This window comes from Companilactobacillus metriopterae, from assembly GCF_002762335.1.
Lineage (GTDB): Bacteria > Bacillota > Bacilli > Lactobacillales > Lactobacillaceae > Companilactobacillus > Companilactobacillus metriopterae.
In genome coordinates this window covers 446,519-465,988 of the sequence record NZ_CP024610.1, presented here as the reverse complement: position 1 = coordinate 465,988, position 19,470 = coordinate 446,519, and the positions used below count along the sequence as shown (strand labels likewise).

Annotated in this window: 30 protein-coding genes and 1 tRNA gene; all 31 read right to left on the bottom strand. The window is 34.1% G+C overall.

Annotated features, from left to right (window positions below; genetic code table 11):
- Positions 1 to 2 precede the first annotated feature (2 nt).
- Positions 3 to 3,128: a tape measure protein gene (locus CS873_RS02200; RefSeq protein WP_099974255.1), complete on the bottom strand. Its 3,126-nt coding sequence runs from the start codon at positions 3,126 to 3,128 to the stop codon at positions 3 to 5.
- A gap of 46 nt (positions 3,129 to 3,174) precedes the next feature.
- Positions 3,175 to 3,489 (bottom strand): hypothetical protein, encoded by a 315-nt coding sequence (locus CS873_RS02195; protein ID WP_169922436.1) that lies wholly within the window; start codon positions 3,487 to 3,489, stop codon positions 3,175 to 3,177.
- Between the two features lie 95 nt (positions 3,490 to 3,584).
- The gene (locus CS873_RS02190; protein WP_099974253.1) at positions 3,585 to 3,923 is read right to left on the bottom strand and encodes a tail assembly chaperone; all 339 of its coding nucleotides are present in this window, start codon (positions 3,921 to 3,923) and stop codon (positions 3,585 to 3,587) included.
- A 68-nt stretch (positions 3,924 to 3,991) separates the two neighbouring features.
- Complete coding sequence (locus CS873_RS02185; protein ID WP_099974252.1) at positions 3,992 to 4,846, bottom strand: phage major tail protein, TP901-1 family; 855 nt, start codon at positions 4,844 to 4,846, stop codon at positions 3,992 to 3,994.
- 15 nt (positions 4,847 to 4,861) lie between these two features.
- Positions 4,862 to 5,257, bottom strand: coding sequence for a hypothetical protein (locus tag CS873_RS02180; protein WP_099974251.1), 396 nt, complete (start codon positions 5,255 to 5,257; stop codon positions 4,862 to 4,864).
- 1 nt (position 5,258) lies between these two features.
- Positions 5,259 to 5,621, bottom strand: coding sequence for an HK97-gp10 family putative phage morphogenesis protein (locus CS873_RS02175; protein WP_099974250.1), 363 nt, complete (start codon positions 5,619 to 5,621; stop codon positions 5,259 to 5,261).
- Positions 5,621 to 5,923 carry a phage head completion protein gene (locus CS873_RS02170; protein ID WP_099974249.1) on the bottom strand — a complete coding sequence of 101 codons (303 nt, stop codon included), beginning with the start codon at positions 5,921 to 5,923 and terminating at the stop codon, positions 5,621 to 5,623. The genes CS873_RS02175 and CS873_RS02170 overlap by 1 nt, the downstream gene beginning before the upstream one ends.
- The gene (locus tag CS873_RS02165) at positions 5,913 to 6,293 is read right to left on the bottom strand and encodes a phage head-tail connector protein (RefSeq protein WP_245823069.1); all 381 of its coding nucleotides are present in this window, start codon (positions 6,291 to 6,293) and stop codon (positions 5,913 to 5,915) included. Before CS873_RS02165 ends, CS873_RS02170 begins: the two co-directional genes overlap by 11 nt.
- Positions 6,294 to 6,302: 9 nt before the next feature.
- The gene (locus CS873_RS02160) at positions 6,303 to 7,010 is read right to left on the bottom strand and encodes a hypothetical protein (protein ID WP_099974248.1); all 708 of its coding nucleotides are present in this window, start codon (positions 7,008 to 7,010) and stop codon (positions 6,303 to 6,305) included.
- A 17-nt stretch (positions 7,011 to 7,027) separates the two neighbouring features.
- The gene (locus CS873_RS02155) at positions 7,028 to 7,672 is read right to left on the bottom strand and encodes a hypothetical protein (RefSeq protein ID WP_099974247.1); all 645 of its coding nucleotides are present in this window, start codon (positions 7,670 to 7,672) and stop codon (positions 7,028 to 7,030) included.
- A gap of 39 nt (positions 7,673 to 7,711) precedes the next feature.
- A complete protein-coding gene (locus CS873_RS02150) occupies positions 7,712 to 8,587 on the bottom strand; it encodes a N4-gp56 family major capsid protein (protein WP_099974246.1) in 876 nt (291 codons plus the stop codon).
- Positions 8,588 to 8,591: 4 nt separating this feature from the next.
- The gene (locus CS873_RS02145) at positions 8,592 to 9,221 is read right to left on the bottom strand and encodes a capsid assembly scaffolding protein Gp46 family protein (protein WP_099974245.1); all 630 of its coding nucleotides are present in this window, start codon (positions 9,219 to 9,221) and stop codon (positions 8,592 to 8,594) included.
- A gap of 119 nt (positions 9,222 to 9,340) precedes the next feature.
- A complete protein-coding gene (locus tag CS873_RS02140) occupies positions 9,341 to 10,231 on the bottom strand; it encodes a minor capsid protein (RefSeq protein WP_099974244.1) in 891 nt (296 codons plus the stop codon).
- Positions 10,224 to 11,564 (bottom strand): phage portal protein, encoded by a 1,341-nt coding sequence (locus CS873_RS02135; RefSeq protein ID WP_099974243.1) that lies wholly within the window; start codon positions 11,562 to 11,564, stop codon positions 10,224 to 10,226. The genes CS873_RS02140 and CS873_RS02135 overlap by 8 nt, the downstream gene beginning before the upstream one ends.
- Positions 11,565 to 11,574: 10 nt before the next feature.
- Positions 11,575 to 12,831: a PBSX family phage terminase large subunit gene (locus CS873_RS02130; protein ID WP_179946637.1), complete on the bottom strand. Its 1,257-nt coding sequence runs from the start codon at positions 12,829 to 12,831 to the stop codon at positions 11,575 to 11,577.
- A gap of 2 nt (positions 12,832 to 12,833) precedes the next feature.
- Positions 12,834 to 13,079 (bottom strand): hypothetical protein, encoded by a 246-nt coding sequence (locus CS873_RS02125; protein ID WP_099974241.1) that lies wholly within the window; start codon positions 13,077 to 13,079, stop codon positions 12,834 to 12,836.
- On the bottom strand, positions 13,072 to 13,479 hold the full coding sequence (locus tag CS873_RS02120) for a terminase small subunit (RefSeq protein WP_099974240.1): 408 nt from the start codon (positions 13,477 to 13,479) through the stop codon (positions 13,072 to 13,074). Before CS873_RS02120 ends, CS873_RS02125 begins: the two co-directional genes overlap by 8 nt.
- A complete protein-coding gene (locus CS873_RS02115) occupies positions 13,480 to 13,683 on the bottom strand; it encodes a hypothetical protein (protein ID WP_099974239.1) in 204 nt (67 codons plus the stop codon).
- Positions 13,673 to 14,851 (bottom strand): metallophosphoesterase family protein, encoded by a 1,179-nt coding sequence (locus CS873_RS02110; RefSeq protein WP_138108121.1) that lies wholly within the window; start codon positions 14,849 to 14,851, stop codon positions 13,673 to 13,675. The genes CS873_RS02115 and CS873_RS02110 overlap by 11 nt, the downstream gene beginning before the upstream one ends.
- Before the next feature lie 50 nt (positions 14,852 to 14,901).
- The gene (locus CS873_RS02105) at positions 14,902 to 15,087 is read right to left on the bottom strand and encodes a hypothetical protein (RefSeq protein WP_099974237.1); all 186 of its coding nucleotides are present in this window, start codon (positions 15,085 to 15,087) and stop codon (positions 14,902 to 14,904) included.
- 192 nt (positions 15,088 to 15,279) lie between these two features.
- Positions 15,280 to 15,352, bottom strand: a tRNA-Phe gene (locus CS873_RS02100).
- A gap of 797 nt (positions 15,353 to 16,149) precedes the next feature.
- Positions 16,150 to 16,584, bottom strand: coding sequence for a DUF722 domain-containing protein (locus tag CS873_RS02095; RefSeq protein ID WP_245823086.1), 435 nt, complete (start codon positions 16,582 to 16,584; stop codon positions 16,150 to 16,152).
- Positions 16,585 to 16,627: 43 nt separating this feature from the next.
- On the bottom strand, positions 16,628 to 16,849 hold the full coding sequence (locus tag CS873_RS02090) for a DUF3310 domain-containing protein (RefSeq protein ID WP_099973858.1): 222 nt from the start codon (positions 16,847 to 16,849) through the stop codon (positions 16,628 to 16,630).
- Entirely contained in the window at positions 16,846 to 17,079 is a 234-nt protein-coding gene (locus tag CS873_RS02085; protein ID WP_138108120.1) for a hypothetical protein, read from the bottom strand. Before CS873_RS02085 ends, CS873_RS02090 begins: the two co-directional genes overlap by 4 nt.
- A gap of 37 nt (positions 17,080 to 17,116) precedes the next feature.
- Positions 17,117 to 17,425: a MazG-like family protein gene (locus CS873_RS02080; RefSeq protein ID WP_099974235.1), complete on the bottom strand. Its 309-nt coding sequence runs from the start codon at positions 17,423 to 17,425 to the stop codon at positions 17,117 to 17,119.
- A complete protein-coding gene (locus CS873_RS02075; RefSeq protein ID WP_099974234.1) occupies positions 17,422 to 17,637 on the bottom strand; it encodes a hypothetical protein in 216 nt (71 codons plus the stop codon). The genes CS873_RS02080 and CS873_RS02075 overlap by 4 nt, the downstream gene beginning before the upstream one ends.
- On the bottom strand, positions 17,637 to 17,828 hold the full coding sequence (locus CS873_RS02070) for a hypothetical protein (protein ID WP_099974233.1): 192 nt from the start codon (positions 17,826 to 17,828) through the stop codon (positions 17,637 to 17,639). The genes CS873_RS02075 and CS873_RS02070 overlap by 1 nt, the downstream gene beginning before the upstream one ends.
- The gene (locus CS873_RS02065; RefSeq protein ID WP_099974232.1) at positions 17,825 to 18,301 is read right to left on the bottom strand and encodes a hypothetical protein; all 477 of its coding nucleotides are present in this window, start codon (positions 18,299 to 18,301) and stop codon (positions 17,825 to 17,827) included. The genes CS873_RS02070 and CS873_RS02065 overlap by 4 nt, the downstream gene beginning before the upstream one ends.
- A 17-nt stretch (positions 18,302 to 18,318) precedes the next feature.
- The gene (locus CS873_RS02060) at positions 18,319 to 18,573 is read right to left on the bottom strand and encodes a hypothetical protein (protein ID WP_099974231.1); all 255 of its coding nucleotides are present in this window, start codon (positions 18,571 to 18,573) and stop codon (positions 18,319 to 18,321) included.
- A gap of 16 nt (positions 18,574 to 18,589) precedes the next feature.
- On the bottom strand, positions 18,590 to 19,279 hold the full coding sequence (locus CS873_RS02055; protein ID WP_099974230.1) for an N-6 DNA methylase: 690 nt from the start codon (positions 19,277 to 19,279) through the stop codon (positions 18,590 to 18,592).
- On the bottom strand, positions 19,276 to 19,464 hold the full coding sequence (locus tag CS873_RS02050) for a hypothetical protein (protein ID WP_099974229.1): 189 nt from the start codon (positions 19,462 to 19,464) through the stop codon (positions 19,276 to 19,278). Before CS873_RS02050 ends, CS873_RS02055 begins: the two co-directional genes overlap by 4 nt.
- Positions 19,465 to 19,470: the final 6 nt, after the last annotated feature.

Here is a 19,470-nt window from a genome sequence, read left to right as displayed (position 1 = left end):
AATTAAAAACCTCTTCCGAAGCGTTGTTGTAGAATTGCATTTCCTGCTTGGTTAATATTATCTACAAAGGCATTATATGATTGATCACCCATATTTAGAGTAATATTTGCAGGTTGTGCATTAATAGTCATTTCACTATTAACATTTGCACTTAATCCTTTTTGGATACGCTTGTTGGCAGCGCTCATTACATTTGATATGTCGTTATTTTTGATGTCAGGAATTGCAGCGTTTGCTAAATCCGCAGAAGCAGAAATAACACTACCTGAATACTTTTCAATACCCGCAGCCATACCCAATGAAATATATTTACCTACCTCATCTCTGAATACTCTGGAAGGTGAATGTATACCTAACATTCCTTTGGCGGCATTCAATGCTCCTTTGGCCATATTAGCAGCAGCTTGAGCGGCTTGACCTACCCAACTGTTTATTCCATTCACAAATCCCTTAACTAGATCTACACCAACACTAAATATTCCTGCAATGCCATTTTTAACTCCATCTTTAGCACTTTTACCATTCTTTTTACCGCCACTCAAAGAATCAGATAACCCTTGTATTAGACCTTTAACAAACATACCTATTAATTTAAATCCTTCACCCGGCATTCTTCCAATTGTATAACCAATACCCTGAATAACAGACTCTACTAGTTTTATACCAGCGTTAACTATTTCTGGTATTCTTTGAGCAATTCCCATAAGAAACTTAGATACAAGATTAATTGCAGCATCTAAAACCCTACCTAAGTTGCTTGCAATCCCGTTTACAAAACTAACAATTAAATTAACGGCAGCGTTAACTATTTGTCCCATATTTGAAGCAATGGTATTAACAAACTTCACAATAATTTCAATTGCCGTAGTTGTTATATCTTCAATGTGTGAGTTTATACCATTTAATAAACTTTGAATTATTGTTAAACCAGCTTCTACAAGAATTGGAGTTAGTACAACAATCTCGGCTACTAGTGCTTTGATTAAGGTATCCATAAACAATATAAATTGTGGAATAACCGCTGTTAAAGCAGCTAATATTTGTATGACCGTATTTTGAATTAATGTAATTATTTGTGGTAACAGTGTACTTATTGCTGTTAATATACTAGTGCCAATAGTTACGAAAGCCTGTGTCAAAAGTGGTGCAAGGGTAATGATTGAGGTTAATATTGCCGTTCCCATTCCAACAAATGCTGCAGTTATTAATGGAATATTCGATACAACACCTTGAAGCAAAATTTTCATCATTGCTGTAAATCCGTTACCTATTGAAACAAATGTAGGAACTATCATTATTGCTACTTTAGTTAATGAAACAAATGAGAAAACTAATAGAGCAATACCAGCTGCTGCAAGACCTATCCCCGTTCCAACTCCAAGTGCAGCCACACCTACAGCGATTAATCCGGTTGAATTGGCTTGCAAAATAGGACTTAATAAGGCCAGCACTGCTACAACGGCGATAATACTAAACGTCATCGCACCCAATGCTTGTGTTCCTTTGTCACCTTGCTTTGCCAATGCTGCAACTCCAAACGCAAATATACCTAGTCCTGCTGCCGCAGCTCCGATACCTACACCGATTTCTAAAATACTCTTTCCAAGTTGACTTGTTCCTTTAGAAGCAGGAGTTATACTCTTACCTAATGAAGAAATTCCACTATTGAATGGATTTAGCTTACTTAAAACCCCACCAAAACCTCCACTCATGGTAGCCAGTCCCCCTACTACTAAACCGATACCTGAGCCTAATAGAGTTAACTGTCCTATAGGAGTACTAATAAAATCATTGAATTGTTTCAATAAATCTTTTGCTGATCCGACATGAATGCCAAATGATTCTAATGTATCAGAGGCAAATTTGATAGCTTGGTTAAATCCTCCTTGCAAAGCTTTAACAATATTATCCACCGTACTTCTAAATGGTTCACTTGTTGTATATGCTTTATAGAACGCCAAGGCTATCAAGGCTAATCCAGCTACAATTAGTGTCATTGGATTCATTGCTGCACTTAATGCTCCTGCAAAAAGTTTGAGAGATTGAACAACTGCGTTTATTCCTGGGGCAACCTTACTTAACGCCATCAATCCCATAATCCCTACAGCTACACCACCTAATAATCCAGATAAGGGCTGTAAACTAATACCGAATTGCGCAAATTTATCAATAACAACAGGAATACTTTTGTTTATTGCTAAAAATGCTTTATCGATCATTCCGGCCGCCTTTTGAATGGTTTCGGCTATAGTAGGTAATTTGTTTTTTGATAATCCATCGTCAATGGCTGTTAAAGAATTGGCAAGTCCCCTAACAATGGCAGTATGCATATTTTCAAATGATGTTTTAATTCCACCGGAAGCAACTCGGGCTTGTTTGGCAAAACCATTAACGCCGCCATCTAGCTCAATGAATTTATCGTTTAATTGATCCATTGTTATTGATCCACTCTGGAGGGCTGCGTAAAGATCATTTGTTGCACTTTTACCTGCAAATCCAAAAGCTTCAGCTACCTTTTTCAGTGAGGAAGGCATAGTTTCTTGAAGAGTTTTCCAAGCTTCGAGGTCAACTTTGCCTGTTGAAAGCATCTGAACATATTGCTCTAATCCACGAGCCGCATCTGCAGTACTAGATCCGCTGGCAAGAAACGCATCATTTAAGGCAATAGAGGCTTTAGATGCACTATCTAAATCACCAGTTATAGAAGCCATTCTTTTCGCTGATGATACAATTCCATCAAGTGATGTAGGTAAACCAACTATTCCGCCCTTTAATGTATCCATAGATTTAGAAACATCTTTAGTAGAATAACCAAGCTGTTCCATGACTTTTGGATAATTGTTTAAGGTATCAAATCTACTTACAGCATCTCCTACGGAATCTTTAACTGCACCAAATGCCTTGCTTAAAGCATTGGCCGCAACTACACCTAAAGAAATCTTACCTATTGATGATACAGCTCTTTCAGAAGCACTGGATACTCCGTCTAAACTGTTACTGGCACCTTTCATTCCATTTTCGGTATTTTTTCCTAGTTGACCTACAGCCTTTGCGGCATTACCTAAAGTATTGGAAAAGTTCTCATCGGTAATTGAAAGAATACCCTCAATATTAAAATTTTGAGCCATATCTTCTCCTTTCCAAAAAAGAGGGCAGTCAACCTAATGACTACCCTCAATTTGTTTTTTTCTTTGCCATATATTCCACATAGCGTTTATTACGTTCCTCGGCAATCCTCTTCTTCTTTTCAGTTTCAGATTCTACCTGAGGTACATAATCTTTATTAAATGTTTTATGAATATTGTTTTTAACATCAACTGAATTAAAGAATTCCTCAAACTTAGTATATTTAGGTTTTGGATTCTTTTTTGATCCAGTTGTAGCTTGAACTGTTTGATTCAACCAAGCCTGTAAAGCAATATTCTCTTGCATATTTACTTGTTTAACTTGATATGCTTCTAAACGTAAAAAATACTCATATAAGCTCATCTTACTAATCTCAATAAGATCATTCATATTAAAACTAGAAAGAGCTGTGACAACCATTTCTCTATACTGTTGCTCGCTGGGTATAGGTATCTGTTCTATTGAGCCATCTTGTTCATTTGGAAGCGAGTTACTGGTGACTTTTTTAGTTCTTTCACTACATCTGTAAATAGTTTTTCTACGTCTTTATCTTTCAAAGTTCCAATATATTCTTCGATATCTTGAATACCTGGTCTAGGGTTACATGCGTGTGTTGCGGAATAAATGACGTTAATAAGTGCCAACATATCGTAAGATTGGATAGCTGGTAATGTTTTAGACATTCCCATACCCATTGACACACCATTAACATCTAATCCGGCTACTTTATCAATTTCTCTTAGAAAACCAATACCAAAGTTTAATTCATAATCTTTATCGTTAATATTAATATTCATAATTACCTCTAATAAAATTTTTATTCCATCCGCCACCAGTTTAAGGAAACCATACCTTTATTTAGTTGTTATTTTGTAGTGGATGCTTTTTTTACAGTTACTGTTGACTTAGCTGTTTTACCGCCATCGTCAGTCGTGACTGTAATTTCTGCAGTTCCTTCTGCAACACCAGTTACTGTTCCATCAGATGTAACACTTGCTTTAGCTGTATCTGATGACTTATATGTAACTTTTTTATTTGTTGCATTTGCCGGACTAACCGTAGAAGTCAGCTTAATTGCTTTACCAACCTCTACATCGGTTGAAGTGGGTGTAATACTAACCCCATTTACTGCTATTTCTTCGCTACTACTCACTCTATTAGCACCATCGACAGTAGAATCATAATCAATTCCACCACCCTTATCAGTTTCGGACGCTGCTACATCAGTTCCTGCAAAGATATAATCAATTAAACTTTGTGTCTCTTGATCTAGAGGTGTCCAACCTTTTTTAGGTGTACCATCAACTGTAATAGTGATAGAACGTGTCGCTGCTGCGTCTGCGTCACCTGAAACATCATCTTCAGTGTTGTAACCACGCATATACCAACTGAAATAAGTATCTTTTCCATCCGCAGTTTTCTTGCGATCTCTTGATAATAGCCAGAATTCAAATAGTTCACCATTAATTACGGCATCTTGTAGATCGTCCGCAATACCCGAATTATTGTTATTGAATTCTAAAGTTAGTTCCGCAGTAACGGGTGATTTAGTAGTTGTAGATCCATCTTTAGTGGTTTCAGTATCACTATCAGCTGACATATCAAGTTCACCTGATTTTTGCCAAGGAACATATTGTGCTTTCATAGTGGCACGTTTAGCGTATGGACGGGCAAGAATAATTAAATCTTTACCACCTAATTGCTTTAATTCTTCAGTCATAAAAATAACCTTCCTTTATAAAATTTTGAAATGTAAATCTAATATTCCATGTAGTAGAATTTGATTTTCTACACTGGTATCAATTACCAAACGTTGTTCGGTTCTATTAATTTCTAAAGCTAGGTTATAGTGATTGGTACGTCTGATTTTTAAAGCTTCTTTTAAAAAGCTATCAATCATTTCACTTACATTTGCCCTATCTTTAGCGTCATTCCAGAACTCAATTGTTTGGTCAATTGATCCATTTAAACTGAACTTTGTACTATCGTTAACCGTTTGAGAGTTTCCAATAATAACAAATGGATATTCAGCGTTCTCATCTTCCATTGGTAAATAGTCATATGTGCTATAACCTTTATCAGATGAAAATTTATACAAATAATTGAATAGTTCTAATTCTGGGGATTGCATATTAACCCCTTTCAACCGCTTTTTTAATATTGCTAATAAACTTGGGATATACAGTATTTAGTGCAGGCTTCATAACTGGTTCAGCTGACATGTATCTGGTACCTAATTCCACATATGGTGAATAGTTAGTTTCCATAACAACACGCCAAGAAAGACCATCTCCCATTGGATATTTATTAATATGACTACGTGTAAATCCTTTTGAATATCCTTTGTTGTAGGCAGTACTAGTATTCCTAATGGCAGTTTCTTCTAGTTCTTCAGCGCTTTTTTGTACTGCAGTTTTAACAGCTGATAAATTCGCCTGTTTTTTTAACTGAACTTGTAATTCATTCAAACCAGATATCTTAAAATGAATACCCATTAAGCTTCACCTACCAGTAAGCTCTTTACTTTTGAAGTGTCTAAGTATTGCTTTTTCACATACTTAGTCTTATCTTTTCCAATCATTAAAAAAGACCAGTTTAACCTAATCGGCTTAGCTAGTCTTATTGTTTTAGTGTTGGAATCGTACTTACCAAAAGTTTCAAAACTTCTTTGTGTACTATTATCTGTAACGTTTGCCCAAATAGTGGCTACCTCAGTTTCAACAGTCTCATGTTTACCAGTTTCAGTATTGTAAGAGTCTTCTTCATGAATAAAAGTAATTTTCTTGTTAAACCTCATCGTTAACTCTCCTTGCATAAGGATTGGTTAAGCTAGCGACTGGTTTAGAACTATCGTCATTTTCGTTTAAATAGTCTTGAATATCCTTGTTAAAATCTGAGAAATCATCATCTTTAAAAGTGATGCTTTCACCGTCTTGAGAATAGCTGGTCATACCCTCATTTTCTACTCGATTAAATCTACGAATAGAAACCTCAAAAATAATATATTCAAGTTCAAAAGGTATTTCTTCATCCTTTTTCAAATGAAGTTTATTTAAAAGACGCTCTCTTGTCTTCTTGATAATAAGTTTAAGCTGGTTATCTTTATCCTCATCATCAATCTCTAAGAGCGTTTTAATATCATCCAGCATTGTGTTTTCTTCTGGCATATAACCCTCCTAACTGGCTGGTGTAGTGAACTCCGGAATATTAGTAGAGTCACCTGTCGCATTATCGTTTTTAGCAAAGATAATTAGTTCACCTGTTGCATACTTTTTACCCGGAGTTAAACCGGGGGCACTAACAACTGAGCTACCAACTACACCATTAACTAATATTTTGTTTGCTACAGTGTCTTTAATCTGTAACTTATCTACTGGGTTCAAATTAGAAACAGTGACTTTAACATGCGTACTATCCGGAACTTCAACCTTACTAATTACTGGAACTGGTGGTTTCCATGCAACAGTAAACTCTGGAATATTAGTAGTTACTTCATCGTTGAAACTGTTTGTAGCTTTCAAAGTATAAGTTCCTACTGAATATTTAGTTCCAGGTTTTAGTCCTTTAATGTGAATAGTTTTAACACCAGTATTAGCAGTCGCAATTACTTTATTATCTTTATCCACTACACTCAGTTTTTGATCGCTATCAATTAATTTAACAACGATGGTCACATCATCAGATGTAGTAGAAGAAACAGAAGCAATTTCTATTGGACTAGGTATCGGTTTTGACGTTGTGAAATTATCACTGAAAATTACTTCATTTTGATTTTTTAACTCAACTGTTTGCGATTTTCCAATCAACATATTTTCAGCATGAAATAATTCCCCAACTTGAAAATCTTTTTTAACAAGGGAGTTGTTTAAATATAAGTCAGACATTTAAAATCCCCCACTTTCTATATCCACTTAAGATTAATTGTGTAATCTTGGGGTTCAGGTACATCTTCGGTAGCTGCTTGTTTAATAACTACTTTTTGAGTTACCCCAATGGCTATTCCTGCACCTTCATGTCCTTCAAGTTGAGCTGGTGTAACAGCATCTATCTGAATTACAGGTGTACCGTTTTTAGAAATTAGAGAGTTTTGTATATAGGCTACATCATCAATAAAGACTTCAATGCCCGGTTTCAAGCTCAATAGTTTCTCTGTTGGTTCGCCATCTTCATTGACAAAGTAGTTAATGAACGTATCAATATCCTCCTCAGGAATAACTGTTCCCTTAGGAGCGGCGTATTTGGCTCTTGCAAAGGACAATTGACCGGCTTGAATATCTTTTGAGTATGAAACAGTTCCCTCGGTTGTATCTTTAAGTTCTGCTTCAACTCGCAAATCCATGACTTCTCCATCCAATTTACCAGACCATAAGAACCAACGAGAGGCAGGTATTTTCAAAGAAAATTCTTTCTCATCAAGTACATCTCCGTTGTCATCTTTTAGCATGGCTTTATTTGTTGATCCACCCATATAGTCCTTAAATGTCAATTTATCCTTAACGTTAAAACCATCAGTACATTCTTCATCGTTAATAAATAATTTACTCATATTTAATCCCCCACTATATCAGCGCTAGTTTCAGTAATATTACTTATTTTTAGCGCTTTTGCTGGGTGTGGCAGGCTTGTCGCCTCCAACTGTTGCAACTATAACCTTTGAATCATCATACAAATATGCTCCATAGATCTTATCAGCAGTCATAATTGTAGTTTTGCGTGTAATATCTCTATCAGATTCCGCATTAATATCACGTTTTATCAATAGTTTAAGAGCTGGACGTGCTTGTTTATCTTCTGGGTCAACAGTTTTAATGAAGATGGCTTCATTCTCAGCTAATCTACGAGTTCTAACTAGTTGAACACCTAAAATATCAGCGTAAGTACCTTTGATTAATTCATTTGCTCCAACGTCAGTATTAATTTTTTGTTGAATGGCATCATAGCGAACTTTACTTGCTGTTTTAGGATTCATAAGAGCTACTACCACTCCGTCTTCTTCTTCGTTATAAATATCCATAGCTGTATTGATACCTTCAACCGTTGCTTCAATCGTTACCTTTTGTGTACCAGTTTTAGAGGCATCAATTACATCATTTTCAACTTTATTAGCAATAGCAATACCTAATTGTTTTTGATGTTCCCCAACAACATCACCCAATCCGCTTAGATATGATTCATCAGTGAATTCAGTACCTTTTGCAGCTTTTTTGATTGTCATTTTAGTAGTTTTGGTTCCAATCTTATCAAGCGGAATTGCTTCACCTTCTGGAATATCTTTTGCATCTCCCATATATGTAAACTGAGGAAATGTTAAAGTGTCGCCGGGGTTACCTTGCAAAGTATCGTCAACTTGAGCAATTGGTGTAAATCTAAGTGCGTTTTCCATTTCATATGAAACGATTGGTGCCATAACTTCAGGATTTACTAAATCCTTTAACATTGTTAGTGTTCTTTCTTCTGCCATTATATTAATGACCTCCTGTTATTTGTTTAAATTCTTCTGGATGTTCTCTTGAAAATTGAACTCTTTCAGCAGTGTCCATTTTCTTAAAATCCTCTCCAGTAACTGTTTTTGTGGCTGTACCACCGTTTACTCTTGGAGTACTTCCTTGAGATAATTCTTTTCGTACTTCTTCTGCGATAGCATTTTTAAAGTCAACCAATGCTTCTACATTCTTATTCGCAACATCTTCATCAGTTGAATTAAGAATGTTAATTAAATCAGATGAGATAGTATCCATTGAGATACCATTTTCTTTTAAGGAACTAGTAATTTGATCAGCTGAATTTCTTAAGCTAAGTGCTTCTTCTGCTTGTTTAGCTCGTTCTTCTGCTTGTTTCAAGTCATCATTAATTCTTTCTTCAGCGGACATCTTAGCTCGTTTCTTTTCTTCTTTAAGTTTTCTTTCATTGTCTGCTTTTAATTCTGAAAACTTCTTAGTAAACATTTCATCAAGCTTTTTATTAAAATCATCTTCGGTGTAAGTCTTAGTTTCTTTGTCTGTATTTTGGTCTAAGTTACTATCCTTAGATTCATTCTCTTCAGTAGATACATCTACTTCTTCATTAACTTCTTGTGTTTGATTTTCGTTTTCCATGCTATATATTCTTTCCCCTAGCTTTATATGTGAATCAAGGCTTGCACATTATAATTCCCATAGCTTTTATAGTCTTCAATGCTTGGACTAAAAAAGCACTCAACTATTTTAGTTGAATGCTAGTCAATCGTTATTCCTATAAAGTGACATCTACAATTAGGATGTACTGGTAAATCAGGAACTTCTTTTATCTTAAATATCTTATTGTCGTATGGTTTGCAAATTGAACACGCACCACGCTCACACAGCCATTTTACGTTTTTGTAACCTTGCGACTTGATTAAATCTATTTTATACTCCGAAGCCATTCTTGCCGATTCTGTTCTAGCCAATCTATCAGCTGCGTAATTTGCATTCTTAACACTTGAGTTAAGTTGCTTCTTGATTTTAGAAATAGACTTATCCCAACGTTCACCTTGTATCATTCCGCGACTTAACATCTTATCTAATTCGGCTTTAAGTGCATCGTTATTCATCCACAATCTTTCTGAAAATGTGGTGTTTTGATAACTACCATTAAGAAGTGTGTTTATCTTTAGACTTTGTGATTTAGTAATATCTACTCCAAGAATACCCGCGTTCTCTTTTGCTTCTTTATATAGATCTTCACTTAAATGTTGCTTTAGTAATTCTTCAATCTCACTATTAGTTTTAATAATATCAAGCCCTATACGAGCTTTAAGAGCTTCTAATCTGTTTATACGTAATGTTGCATTATAAAGCCTTAAACGTTCATTTGCATAATCTGAGAAGTCTTTATCTTTAACCATTTGTTTTGCTTGATTTTGAAATGATTTAACATCAAACTCACTTACTTTTTTACGAGCTTGGTCTAAAGTTAAACCTTCTTTTTTGGCATATCGTACATAAAACTCATTAATTTCTCTGTTAATTTCTAGCTCTAGTGAATTATATTTTTGACTTAATAGTCTGGCGAATTCTTCATCATCTTTGATTTTATTATCACTCCAAGACTTACTACGTTTTTCCCAATATTGATTACTAACCATCTATGTAATCAGCTCCAGGGTAATTTTCCTGTGCTTTTTTAACTTTCTCTTTATCTTCTTCAAACATGCGCTTGATTTCAGCTGTAGGATCTTTGACAAATGAAGCTAAAGAAAGTCTTGTTTCATCTGATACAACACCGTCTAAGTTTTTAAGTAAGTCAGCTTCCTCAGAAGTATTATTAGGAAGGTTGCGAGTGAATGAATATGTAAAATCAGACGGTTCACCAATTTGTATATTAGTAGCCAAAACATCGAACAACCAACGTAATGATTGAGTAAATTTACGTTCTTTATTAGCAGTTAGATTTCTCATAGATAGCAGTTTATATTCCAAAGCAGTACCACTTGTGGCATTACCAAAGACTTCATCATTAATATTAGCTATCATTGAAGTTTGGAATATTAAATTAGTTAATCGGTCTAATTGGTTTTCTTGCAAGTCATCAGCGCTAGGTTTCTCTAAAAACTTGGCGTCAACATCAATGTCTGATGAAGGATTTTTAGTTGAAATAATCCTCTGTTCTTGAATGTTAAGCTGTTCTTCTTCTTCTAAAGCAAAGTTCTTTAAGAACAAGTAACTATTGGCGAAATAATCAATATCATCAGATTTAGCACTTAAGGTTTCATTAATTGCATGAATAAGTGTAAGCACATTATCAAAGACACCCTGACGTTCTTCGTTATCATAGAATTCAATTGCAGGAACATTACCTTGAAAAATAAGTGTATTAACTTCTGTTATTCTTAGTCCACCCGAATAGGTGAAGTGTTGGCGCTCGTTTGAATAATAAATATCTCCAACAATCTCATTGTCTTTAGTTTTACTATAGTTAACAAAGGCTAATGGTTTTCTTTCTATAGTGTCATCAAAAATCATAAATGAATTAGTTGGAGAACAAACAGTTACCCGTGTTTCACTCTGTTCATTGTTGTAAACGAGCATGTAAGAACGTCCATAAATAGATGACTGCTTACTAACTTCATTAATCTTATCTACAACTGAATTCTTGTTAATCCATGTTTGTAGTTCATTATTCTGTTGTTCTTTCTTGGTTGTAATTGTTGGGGGAATTCCAACAAAGAAACCATTTAATGTATCTACTAAATACTTGGGAAAAGGAACTGCCAATCGTTTATGATCTAGCATACTTTCACCAAAACTTTTAGTTAGTATTGGAGCGTTTGTTTTATATTCATCAATCTTACTTTGGTACATCTTTGATTCATTATTGATGTGATAATCAATAAAATCAGAGATATCTTGATTAGTTAGGTGTTTATCTACTGGAAATAGATAAGTATAATTATCTGTTACAATTCCATTTTCTAACATTTAATTCCTCCTAGAATAATAGGTTTCTATATGTTTTAACTTGTACTTTTCCTCTACCATTAATCTCTTCAACTGCATATCTAGTTGCATCTAAAACGTGATTGAACAGATCGGTCGGTTGATTAGTGTATTCATTACTCTTCTTATCTTTTTGCCATGTATAGTTATCCAATTCTTCAATTAAAGTAGTACAACGATCATCTACATCAAATTGATATTGTTGTAAGAATTGAATACCTTGAATAACAGAGTCCTTACCTTTTTTTGCTGGTCGGATACGATCGATACCTTCTCTTCTAATTTCAGCTATTGACTTCTGTTCTGCTGCATCGGCAGTAATAACTTCTTTTTCATATCCCATATCTTTAATTGCTTGAGCTATCTGATTATTAAGTAACCCTTTTTTTGTATATTCTTCCAAGAAGTAAATAGTTTTATTTCTTTCATCCACTTTGATATGAATAAACGCTGAAGGATCATTTGAGTAACCAAAATCCAATCCAAACATGCTTGGAAGATTTCTGAGTCTATCAGAATTCTTATCTAAGCGACTTGTTTTATAGTTAGGAAAGATTAGTTTATCTAATGTTGCAAACTCTCCTAGAGCATATATTCGATACCATGCGGGATTAGTAAGTTTGAACTTTTCAATCTGTTGTTTAGTATTTTCATCTAAAAAATGATTATCCTGATATGTAGATTGATGAATAATAGTATTAGATTGATCGTGTAAAAAGAAGTATTGATATACCCAATTGGCTTTAGAAACCGGATTAAACATTAAATAGATTTGTTTATCAGGATGTTTCTTTTCACGAACACGAAGAGTTAACTGTTCATAGTCTTCTTGATTAAATTCAGTTGCTTCTTCCATTACTACATCAGATAATCCTTTAATTGATTTAATCTTTTCTGGGTTATCCATTCCTTTGAACAAAAAAACACTCCCATTAGGAAGTGTTATTTCATAGTTAGATTTGTTAACTCGACAATAAGGAAGAATGCCCCACTCAGATAGTCTTATAAGAACATCTTCATAGATAGATTCTTTAACAGTTGCACCAACCTTACGTAAAAAAAGAACCTTACGAGGATATTTCCAATCCTGCAAGGCTTTTACTACAACTTTTTGTACAACTCCGTGAGACTTACCAGAAGCAGCACCACCATACCAGATTTCAGTGAAGTTTGAATAGTCTTCTAATTCATAATAAACTTGGCGATTAAATACATTTTGAGGATGTTTAATATTAATATTTATTGTCATAATTAATCCACCGTTATCTCAATATCTTTATCGTATCCATCTATTAACGACTTAAAATCAACTCCATTATCTTCCAATGTATCTAAGCTCGACATAACATCAACAACTCTAGATGAAGTTTCAGTATCTAAGTTTTTTGAAATTATTCTTTTGTATAAATTAATTTTAAAGTTGCTATATTCTAATTTGTTTTTTAAAGCATCATTTTCATCAAGAACGTTTTCTATAATTGTTTCAAACTTATTCATCTTCGTAATCTCCAATATTGATATCTATATTTGTATTAGTTTGTTCCACTTTATCAGTAAATAAGGCATGTCTCTTGCCCATTAATTCGGCCGCTTTCAATCTTTGGGGCATAGAAGCAGTAATCTCTACAACTTCACCGGTATTAGTTAACTCTTGAGATGTAGTATTTCCTCGCATAGTATCAGTTAAAAAGGTCATTACTTCCTCTGCATCGGCGATAATTTTTTTGTTCACAGATTTCATCTGTTGCTCGATTGCTGATTTTACTTCAACATTTTTCAACAGCCTTTGTCCTTGTGAATAAGCTGTCTTTTCACTATATCCAGCTCTAATTGCAGCCTGAGTTGCGTTTAAATCTTTTAAATATTCAGTTACAAATAACTCTTGTTTTGGTGTCATTTAATCACCATCCTTATCCAACATCCATACAATCAGACCGCCTACGCCTAAAATAAGCAAAGCTAACAATAAAGGTATGAATACTGGTAAGAAAACCAACCACCAACTCCAAGTAATAAACCCTGTTATTTTTGCAATAACAAATATCAATGTTAATAATCCACAGAAACCAATTCCGGTATGTTCTTTTTCATTAGATTTCATAAGTAACCCTCAATCTTTCTTCATCGTATTCAAAAAGGTACATGACTTTTTTACTAGTCGTGTACCCATTTTTTATTTCATAAGGATCATTAGGTTTTGGTGTTCCTAATTGTCTCCATGTAATTCCGTTCACATCTCTAAATCTTTCAGTATGATAATGGCCTGTATGTAGTTCATGAGTACTACCTAAATACCATTCATCTTTGTACTCAACAGGATATAATCCCATAAGATTTTTAGTACCATAACTACCATGGCTTAACATAATAGATACTCGACCTAACATATAGCACATACGCCAATCAGTGGCAGGGTTATTATCATTAAACTCTATATCTAATTGTGGATATCGTTCACGCATTGCATATAAAAATACATACTCAATATCTCCAGAGTGGTTACCAAAGACAGTCTTAAGTTGAACATGTTTAGCGTGTTTAAATGCAGTACCAAGGATTATATCAAACATCTCTAAAGCATCTTTGATACCTTGTCTCATATCCGCATTGTCCAGCAATGTACCACTTACAGTAGTAGAAGTATTAATTTGGTCTGAATGGAATAAGTCACCCAACTGTTCAATAACGATAGTGTCATATGTTTTAGATTGAATGACGTCGTTAATGTTATCTAACATATCCGTGATATCTGATAGCTTCGTCCAACCTAAATGTATATCAGCCAATGGAATTACTAAGTTACGTTTTGATGTTCTACCATGCAATTTACTAAATTTGAGAGGCTTAATATCACCCTTGAATAATTCAGCAAAATCTTTAGCAGTTAATTCATCACTTGGTTTAACCGATATCTTAGATTGAAATGAGGTTGTGCCTTCGCTTTGTTTCCAAAAGTTTGAAGTACCATTGGATATTTTCCATAATTTAGGATTATACCCATGGGCTATTAAAATATCCTCAGGTGTCTTACATTCATTATCTATAACATTGATGATTGTTTCTGAGGTCTGTACATGATCACTATTCCACTCTCTATTTTCAGCAGTGAGTGTTTCAGTAACATCATCACGTAATCCTTCACGTCGAAGCATTGAACTCACACTATCTTGCGTAAAGGGACGATCAAATTCATCAGTTAATTTCTGAGCAATTTGGGCATATGTACTGCCAGCTTTTCGTAAATCCCTTGCTCTATTAATTTCTTTCATATTCCAAGTTCTCAAAAGCTTCCGTCTCCTTACGTAAAATAGTGTTATTTTTATTTCTTAATAAAACTCTTATAGTAATCAAATCCACGATATGTAGAATAAAATATTTGGAAGATACCAATCATTATCAAAATAATTCTTCCAATTAAATTATCAGTAATAATATAAAGAACAGCCGTAAAGGTTATAGATATAAAGCTTCCCCATATCAACATTATAAAAAATGCTTTATCCATTTTTATTTCTCCTCAAAAGTTAAATATCTCTGTATCCCTTATATATCAAGTACTCTGTTTTTCCTTTCAATAATGCAAAACAAAAAGCACAGCCGAATGAGCGACTATGCTTTTTATTGTAATTTTTTCATAGGGTCCGCAATTCTTGCGGTCCTTTTTATTTTTATTTGCCTATCCGGGAAGATAGACATATGGTGTTAGATAGAATTGAACTACCGACACGATGGTCTTCAACCATCTGCTCTACCAACTGAGCTATAACACCGTTACTCATTAAAAACTAAATCAAAAATATATTTGGGCTTTTACTCCTGCTTCAAATTTTTATCATTTATTAGGCTATGCGCTCAAAAGGTCTGAGTATACAGGAGCTACCTCTATACTTCCTTTTGCATTACTTACGCAGTCTATCTCGACGGATAACAACTTTCACACGAACATTCAGATTTTTAAATTTATTATTTTAAGTTGTTCTGTATAGGTTGACCTTGTGCTACTCGTACTAACTTCATTTGTTATACACATACTTCTATGCTTCACGTCAAATAGCCTTATTAAACATACTAGCGTTAACCAAAGTGTTTAACTCTCTAGCAATACTAGCTTCCCCGAATTACGTTTATCCGTTCTATTGTGGCTACCAAATGTTAGTTATGCCTTAATGACTACCAATTATCCACATGGCAACAAACGATAATAGCGTTTACTATAGTTAAATATTGTCTCCAATACTCAACTCATCAATTATAAGTATCCCAATAATCAAATTAACCGTTTTACAGCTACCATCACAGCATGATGTTCAATCATTCTCCACTGTGTTCAAATATATTCTTGATTTAATTTTCAATGAGCTAAGCGAGCAGTAGGAATCGAACCTACATATAAGTACGTCTGTTTTAACGTCTTTTACCTGACAAACAGCCAGTCAAGGAATCGAACCTTGATCATCGTAGGAGTTATTTAAACGCTATGCGTCCTCGTACCAATACCAATCTGGCTACATCGGTTAATAATTATTTTTGCTACTATATCAATTTAACATGTTGACACGGTAGAAAACTATACGTTTTTTTCTACACTTATCAATCCTTTTTCAATCGCTAACAGTTCTAATAATCTATATCGTTTTTTATAAATACCCGCGATAGAATAATTTAACCTATCTGCAACTTCTTGCCATCCAAGATAATCAGAGTTAGCAAATCTCATATTATACATAAGTAATTGTTCATCGCTCATTTTATTAATAGCACGTTCACAATCAGATTTTAATTTAAACAGACGTTGAAGTTCCTTATCTTCGTCTTTTTTTATCACCAATATTTCTTGTGGCTTGATAATGATTCCAGATGAACCACCACCAATATTAGAATCGCTTTCTGTCCAGGGATGTTCTAATGAAACCACACGGACAGCAATATTGTAATTAACTTGTTGATATTCTTTAAAATCCTCTTCTAGTTCTAGAAGTCTACTCTTAGTTAATTGTTGAATAATTTAATCCCTCCTATCTAACTTAGGATAGTCAACTAATCTTTTACTCTGATTTCTGATAACCCTCCACCATCCAATCAATATAAGTTTTAGCTTTTTCTAAATCTTGTACTGGATCATCCTTATATCCAGATCTAAATAGATATTTAATGGCATTGCCTCGAAGATATCCCCTATATTCTTCTTCTGTCATTGCCTTCATTGCATCAATTACTTCTACACTTCCATGTGTGTAATGTGAGGGGTGTTCTACTGATTTATTCATCCAATCCACTCCCTAATCTTATCTAATTCAAAATTACTCCAAGTATCTAAGGCTTCACTACCATCATCTTCCATACCAGCATAGACTCTGATAACTGGAAAACTTTGATGTCCAGCCAATTTAAACTTATTAAGTTTCTGTTCTCCCCATTCAGTGTTAGGGTCTACTAATATTTTTGTAACAGGAATATCAGCCTTTTCAAAACGTTCTGCAGTGAGTCTGCATTTCATACAATTTTTTGTGTGGTATATAACCACGTGTATTGGGTTAGTCATTTTTTATAAACACTCCATCTATAGTCTTGCCTGTTCTATCTTTAATCTCTTCATAAGCACCATTAAGACATTCATTAATATCAACACTAGTTTGCTGACACAAGATTATCAGTACTACTAGGGTATCTCCAATACTATCTTGAAATGAACCATTTGTATTAGAGAAGTCTTTATTAGTTAGAGCATCTGAAAGTTCTTGGACTTCCTCTTTTAATTTAATGAGTTGTTTCTCTGGGTCATTATTATTTAAACCACGTTTTGTTGACCATTCTTGAATTAGTGTTATTAGATTGTTATTCATTCTTCCACCTCATATTCTGTAGGATATATGCGAGTGATATAACTTGGATTTATATAGAAATTTTTTAGATGATTGCCATGATAGTCATACTCACTAACTGCTAATAATCCGTTTACACTATCAAAGTTTGCTAAGGCAATAGCATTGTCCTCACTGGTAAAGAAAGTATCTTCATAGATCGAATCGACCGCATACAACTTTTCTTTTGCCATTACTCTTCCACCTCTTCAATCGAGTAGTTAACAAAACTAGGAAATTCTTTTTCCCAATTTTCAAGTGTCATAGCTAATGGCTCTTTAATAAAAGGAATAAACCAACCATATTTAACAAGCATATTATCTTCTGCATCATATTCCCCTAAATACTGATGGGTCCCTTTGTTATATAAATAGTATTTTTTCATTCTTCAACCTCAACTAACATCTTTTCGTATGCAGGGTTAATATCTAGCCATTCTTGCTTGGTGTGTTTTAATAATTTTGCTTCACTCATGGCTGCACCAACGTCATCGAACCATTTATTTAGATTTGAATTTGAAAAAGTGAACCCTACATTGCACAATATCTGATCTGTATATTTATCCTTCACATAATACAAAGGCTCTTGATATCCACCTTCTACATATTTATTAAAGAAGTCTTTTTTGTTTCCATTTCTCGGTAAATCTTCGTCCGCATAAAGCCACATGTCTATCAATTCATTTAAATCACACCCTAGTTGGTCATCTGTGAATATGTCACATGTGAACCCCCCGTTATTGAAAGTCCAGGTATCCTCATATACATCACATACCAGTTCACCAATAAATTCATTTATATTATCGGTATCAAGTGCTGTATTGTATACCTGTTCCCCATATTCTTTTTTAATCTTCATAGTTGTTCTCCTTTTTATTAATATTCGATGGTATTCTTTCTTGTGGACACATCAACTGCCTCGATTGTATATGTTATTTTTACGTTATATGTGAATGGTTCCTTTGAAAGTTGTTCATTCAAGAGATTTAAAATGTTGATTGCTTTTTTTAATGTGCCGGTTGTGGCCACTATGTCAGCAAATGAATCTATTTTATCTGAGGTTCTTGCACCCCCAAAATTATTTAGACCTTTATACAAATATTGATTTCTTGTTTTTATAATATTAAACATCACTGTTCTCCTTACACTAATTATTACTAGCCGACTTAAGTAACTCACTTAAGAACCTGTCAGCATCATTTCGTTTTCTAATATTCACACCCATAGGTGTCTCAATATGTGGTTCATATATTGAGTTTACAAATTTAATATCAAGTGTCTTCTCCGCTAATTCATTGCAGGGAACTATATTCACATCACTAAATCCCATCGGGTCATCTAGATAGTTTTGAATTAGAAATACATTACTGGCAGTTTTCTCTAAAGAGTCACCCATTACTATTACTGCGTTCATTCCTCTGATTGACATATTGAAAATCAATATCAATGTTGCTAGTTCGTCTAGCTCTTCAAGATAATGAAAATGTTCGCTAGGTCTATATTCCCAAGGGAACTCTTTTTGACATTCCTGCCACCAGTGAGCAATTGCAAGACCACCTGAACCAGCTGCAATTTCATAATAGTTATCATCTTCAAATTCAGATAATCTATTTAAAACTTGTGCCACACTGTTGGGTGTAAAGTCCTGTTTCTTTTTCTTGCGGTTTGCCATTTCAGACATAAAGAGTTCATGGAATTGATCCTTTGATAAATCTGAATCCTCTTCTAAAAACTTTCTAAAAAAATTTTCTCTAGTTTGTTTATCAAATAGGATATTTTTCAACTTGTCAGGCATTTTATAGAAGTCTTTCTCTATACCGAATAAGTCAGCATTCATAGCTGTCTCCCACACATAGGGCAGTAGTTTATCTCTGTTCCAATAGTAAAACCTTTACCAAAACCACCTTTATACCTTACTAATAAATTATTTTCCGAGACTTCCATCCATGCTTCACCAATTACACTATTAGTATTAAAAAGTCTTTCTTTATCACTCTTTCTACAATATCCACATTCTTCCATTACAGT

What these genes read in the sequence shown, in the direction of transcription:
- CS873_RS02200 (WP_099974255.1), bottom strand. Translation starts at nt 3,128, where the DNA reads ATGGCTCAAAATTTTAATATTGAGGGTATTCTTTCAATTACCGATGAG.
- CS873_RS02195 (WP_169922436.1), bottom strand. Translation starts at nt 3,489, where the DNA reads ATGAGCTTATATGAGTATTTTTTACGTTTAGAAGCATATCAAGTTAAA.
- CS873_RS02190 (WP_099974253.1), bottom strand. Translation starts at nt 3,923, where the DNA reads ATGAATATTAATATTAACGATAAAGATTATGAATTAAACTTTGGTATT.
- CS873_RS02185 (WP_099974252.1), bottom strand. Translation starts at nt 4,846, where the DNA reads ATGACTGAAGAATTAAAGCAATTAGGTGGTAAAGATTTAATTATTCTT.
- CS873_RS02180 (WP_099974251.1), bottom strand. Translation starts at nt 5,257, where the DNA reads ATGCAATCCCCAGAATTAGAACTATTCAATTATTTGTATAAATTTTCA.
- CS873_RS02175 (WP_099974250.1), bottom strand. Translation starts at nt 5,621, where the DNA reads ATGGGTATTCATTTTAAGATATCTGGTTTGAATGAATTACAAGTTCAG.
- CS873_RS02170 (WP_099974249.1), bottom strand. Translation starts at nt 5,923, where the DNA reads ATGAGGTTTAACAAGAAAATTACTTTTATTCATGAAGAAGACTCTTAC.
- CS873_RS02165 (WP_245823069.1), bottom strand. Translation starts at nt 6,293, where the DNA reads ATGCCAGAAGAAAACACAATGCTGGATGATATTAAAACGCTCTTAGAG.
- CS873_RS02160 (WP_099974248.1), bottom strand. Translation starts at nt 7,010, where the DNA reads ATGTCTGACTTATATTTAAACAACTCCCTTGTTAAAAAAGATTTTCAA.
- CS873_RS02155 (WP_099974247.1), bottom strand. Translation starts at nt 7,672, where the DNA reads ATGAGTAAATTATTTATTAACGATGAAGAATGTACTGATGGTTTTAAC.
- CS873_RS02150 (WP_099974246.1), bottom strand. Translation starts at nt 8,587, where the DNA reads ATGGCAGAAGAAAGAACACTAACAATGTTAAAGGATTTAGTAAATCCT.
- CS873_RS02145 (WP_099974245.1), bottom strand. Translation starts at nt 9,221, where the DNA reads ATGGAAAACGAAAATCAAACACAAGAAGTTAATGAAGAAGTAGATGTA.
- CS873_RS02140 (WP_099974244.1), bottom strand. Translation starts at nt 10,231, where the DNA reads ATGGTTAGTAATCAATATTGGGAAAAACGTAGTAAGTCTTGGAGTGAT.
- CS873_RS02135 (WP_099974243.1), bottom strand. Translation starts at nt 11,564, where the DNA reads ATGTTAGAAAATGGAATTGTAACAGATAATTATACTTATCTATTTCCA.
- CS873_RS02130 (WP_179946637.1), bottom strand. Translation starts at nt 12,831, where the DNA reads ATGACAATAAATATTAATATTAAACATCCTCAAAATGTATTTAATCGC.
- CS873_RS02125 (WP_099974241.1), bottom strand. Translation starts at nt 13,079, where the DNA reads ATGAATAAGTTTGAAACAATTATAGAAAACGTTCTTGATGAAAATGAT.
- CS873_RS02120 (WP_099974240.1), bottom strand. Translation starts at nt 13,479, where the DNA reads ATGACACCAAAACAAGAGTTATTTGTAACTGAATATTTAAAAGATTTA.
- CS873_RS02115 (WP_099974239.1), bottom strand. Translation starts at nt 13,683, where the DNA reads ATGAAATCTAATGAAAAAGAACATACCGGAATTGGTTTCTGTGGATTA.
- CS873_RS02110 (WP_138108121.1), bottom strand. Translation starts at nt 14,851, where the DNA reads ATGAAAGAAATTAATAGAGCAAGGGATTTACGAAAAGCTGGCAGTACA.
- CS873_RS02105 (WP_099974237.1), bottom strand. Translation starts at nt 15,087, where the DNA reads ATGGATAAAGCATTTTTTATAATGTTGATATGGGGAAGCTTTATATCT.
- CS873_RS02090 (WP_099973858.1), bottom strand. Translation starts at nt 16,849, where the DNA reads ATGAATAAATCAGTAGAACACCCCTCACATTACACACATGGAAGTGTA.
- CS873_RS02085 (WP_138108120.1), bottom strand. Translation starts at nt 17,079, where the DNA reads ATGAAATGCAGACTCACTGCAGAACGTTTTGAAAAGGCTGATATTCCT.
- CS873_RS02080 (WP_099974235.1), bottom strand. Translation starts at nt 17,425, where the DNA reads ATGAATAACAATCTAATAACACTAATTCAAGAATGGTCAACAAAACGT.
- CS873_RS02075 (WP_099974234.1), bottom strand. Translation starts at nt 17,637, where the DNA reads ATGGCAAAAGAAAAGTTGTATGCGGTCGATTCGATCTATGAAGATACT.
- CS873_RS02070 (WP_099974233.1), bottom strand. Translation starts at nt 17,828, where the DNA reads ATGAAAAAATACTATTTATATAACAAAGGGACCCATCAGTATTTAGGG.
- CS873_RS02065 (WP_099974232.1), bottom strand. Translation starts at nt 18,301, where the DNA reads ATGAAGATTAAAAAAGAATATGGGGAACAGGTATACAATACAGCACTT.
- CS873_RS02060 (WP_099974231.1), bottom strand. Translation starts at nt 18,573, where the DNA reads ATGTTTAATATTATAAAAACAAGAAATCAATATTTGTATAAAGGTCTA.
- CS873_RS02055 (WP_099974230.1), bottom strand. Translation starts at nt 19,279, where the DNA reads ATGAATGCTGACTTATTCGGTATAGAGAAAGACTTCTATAAAATGCCT.
- CS873_RS02050 (WP_099974229.1), bottom strand. Translation starts at nt 19,464, where the DNA reads ATGGAAGAATGTGGATATTGTAGAAAGAGTGATAAAGAAAGACTTTTT.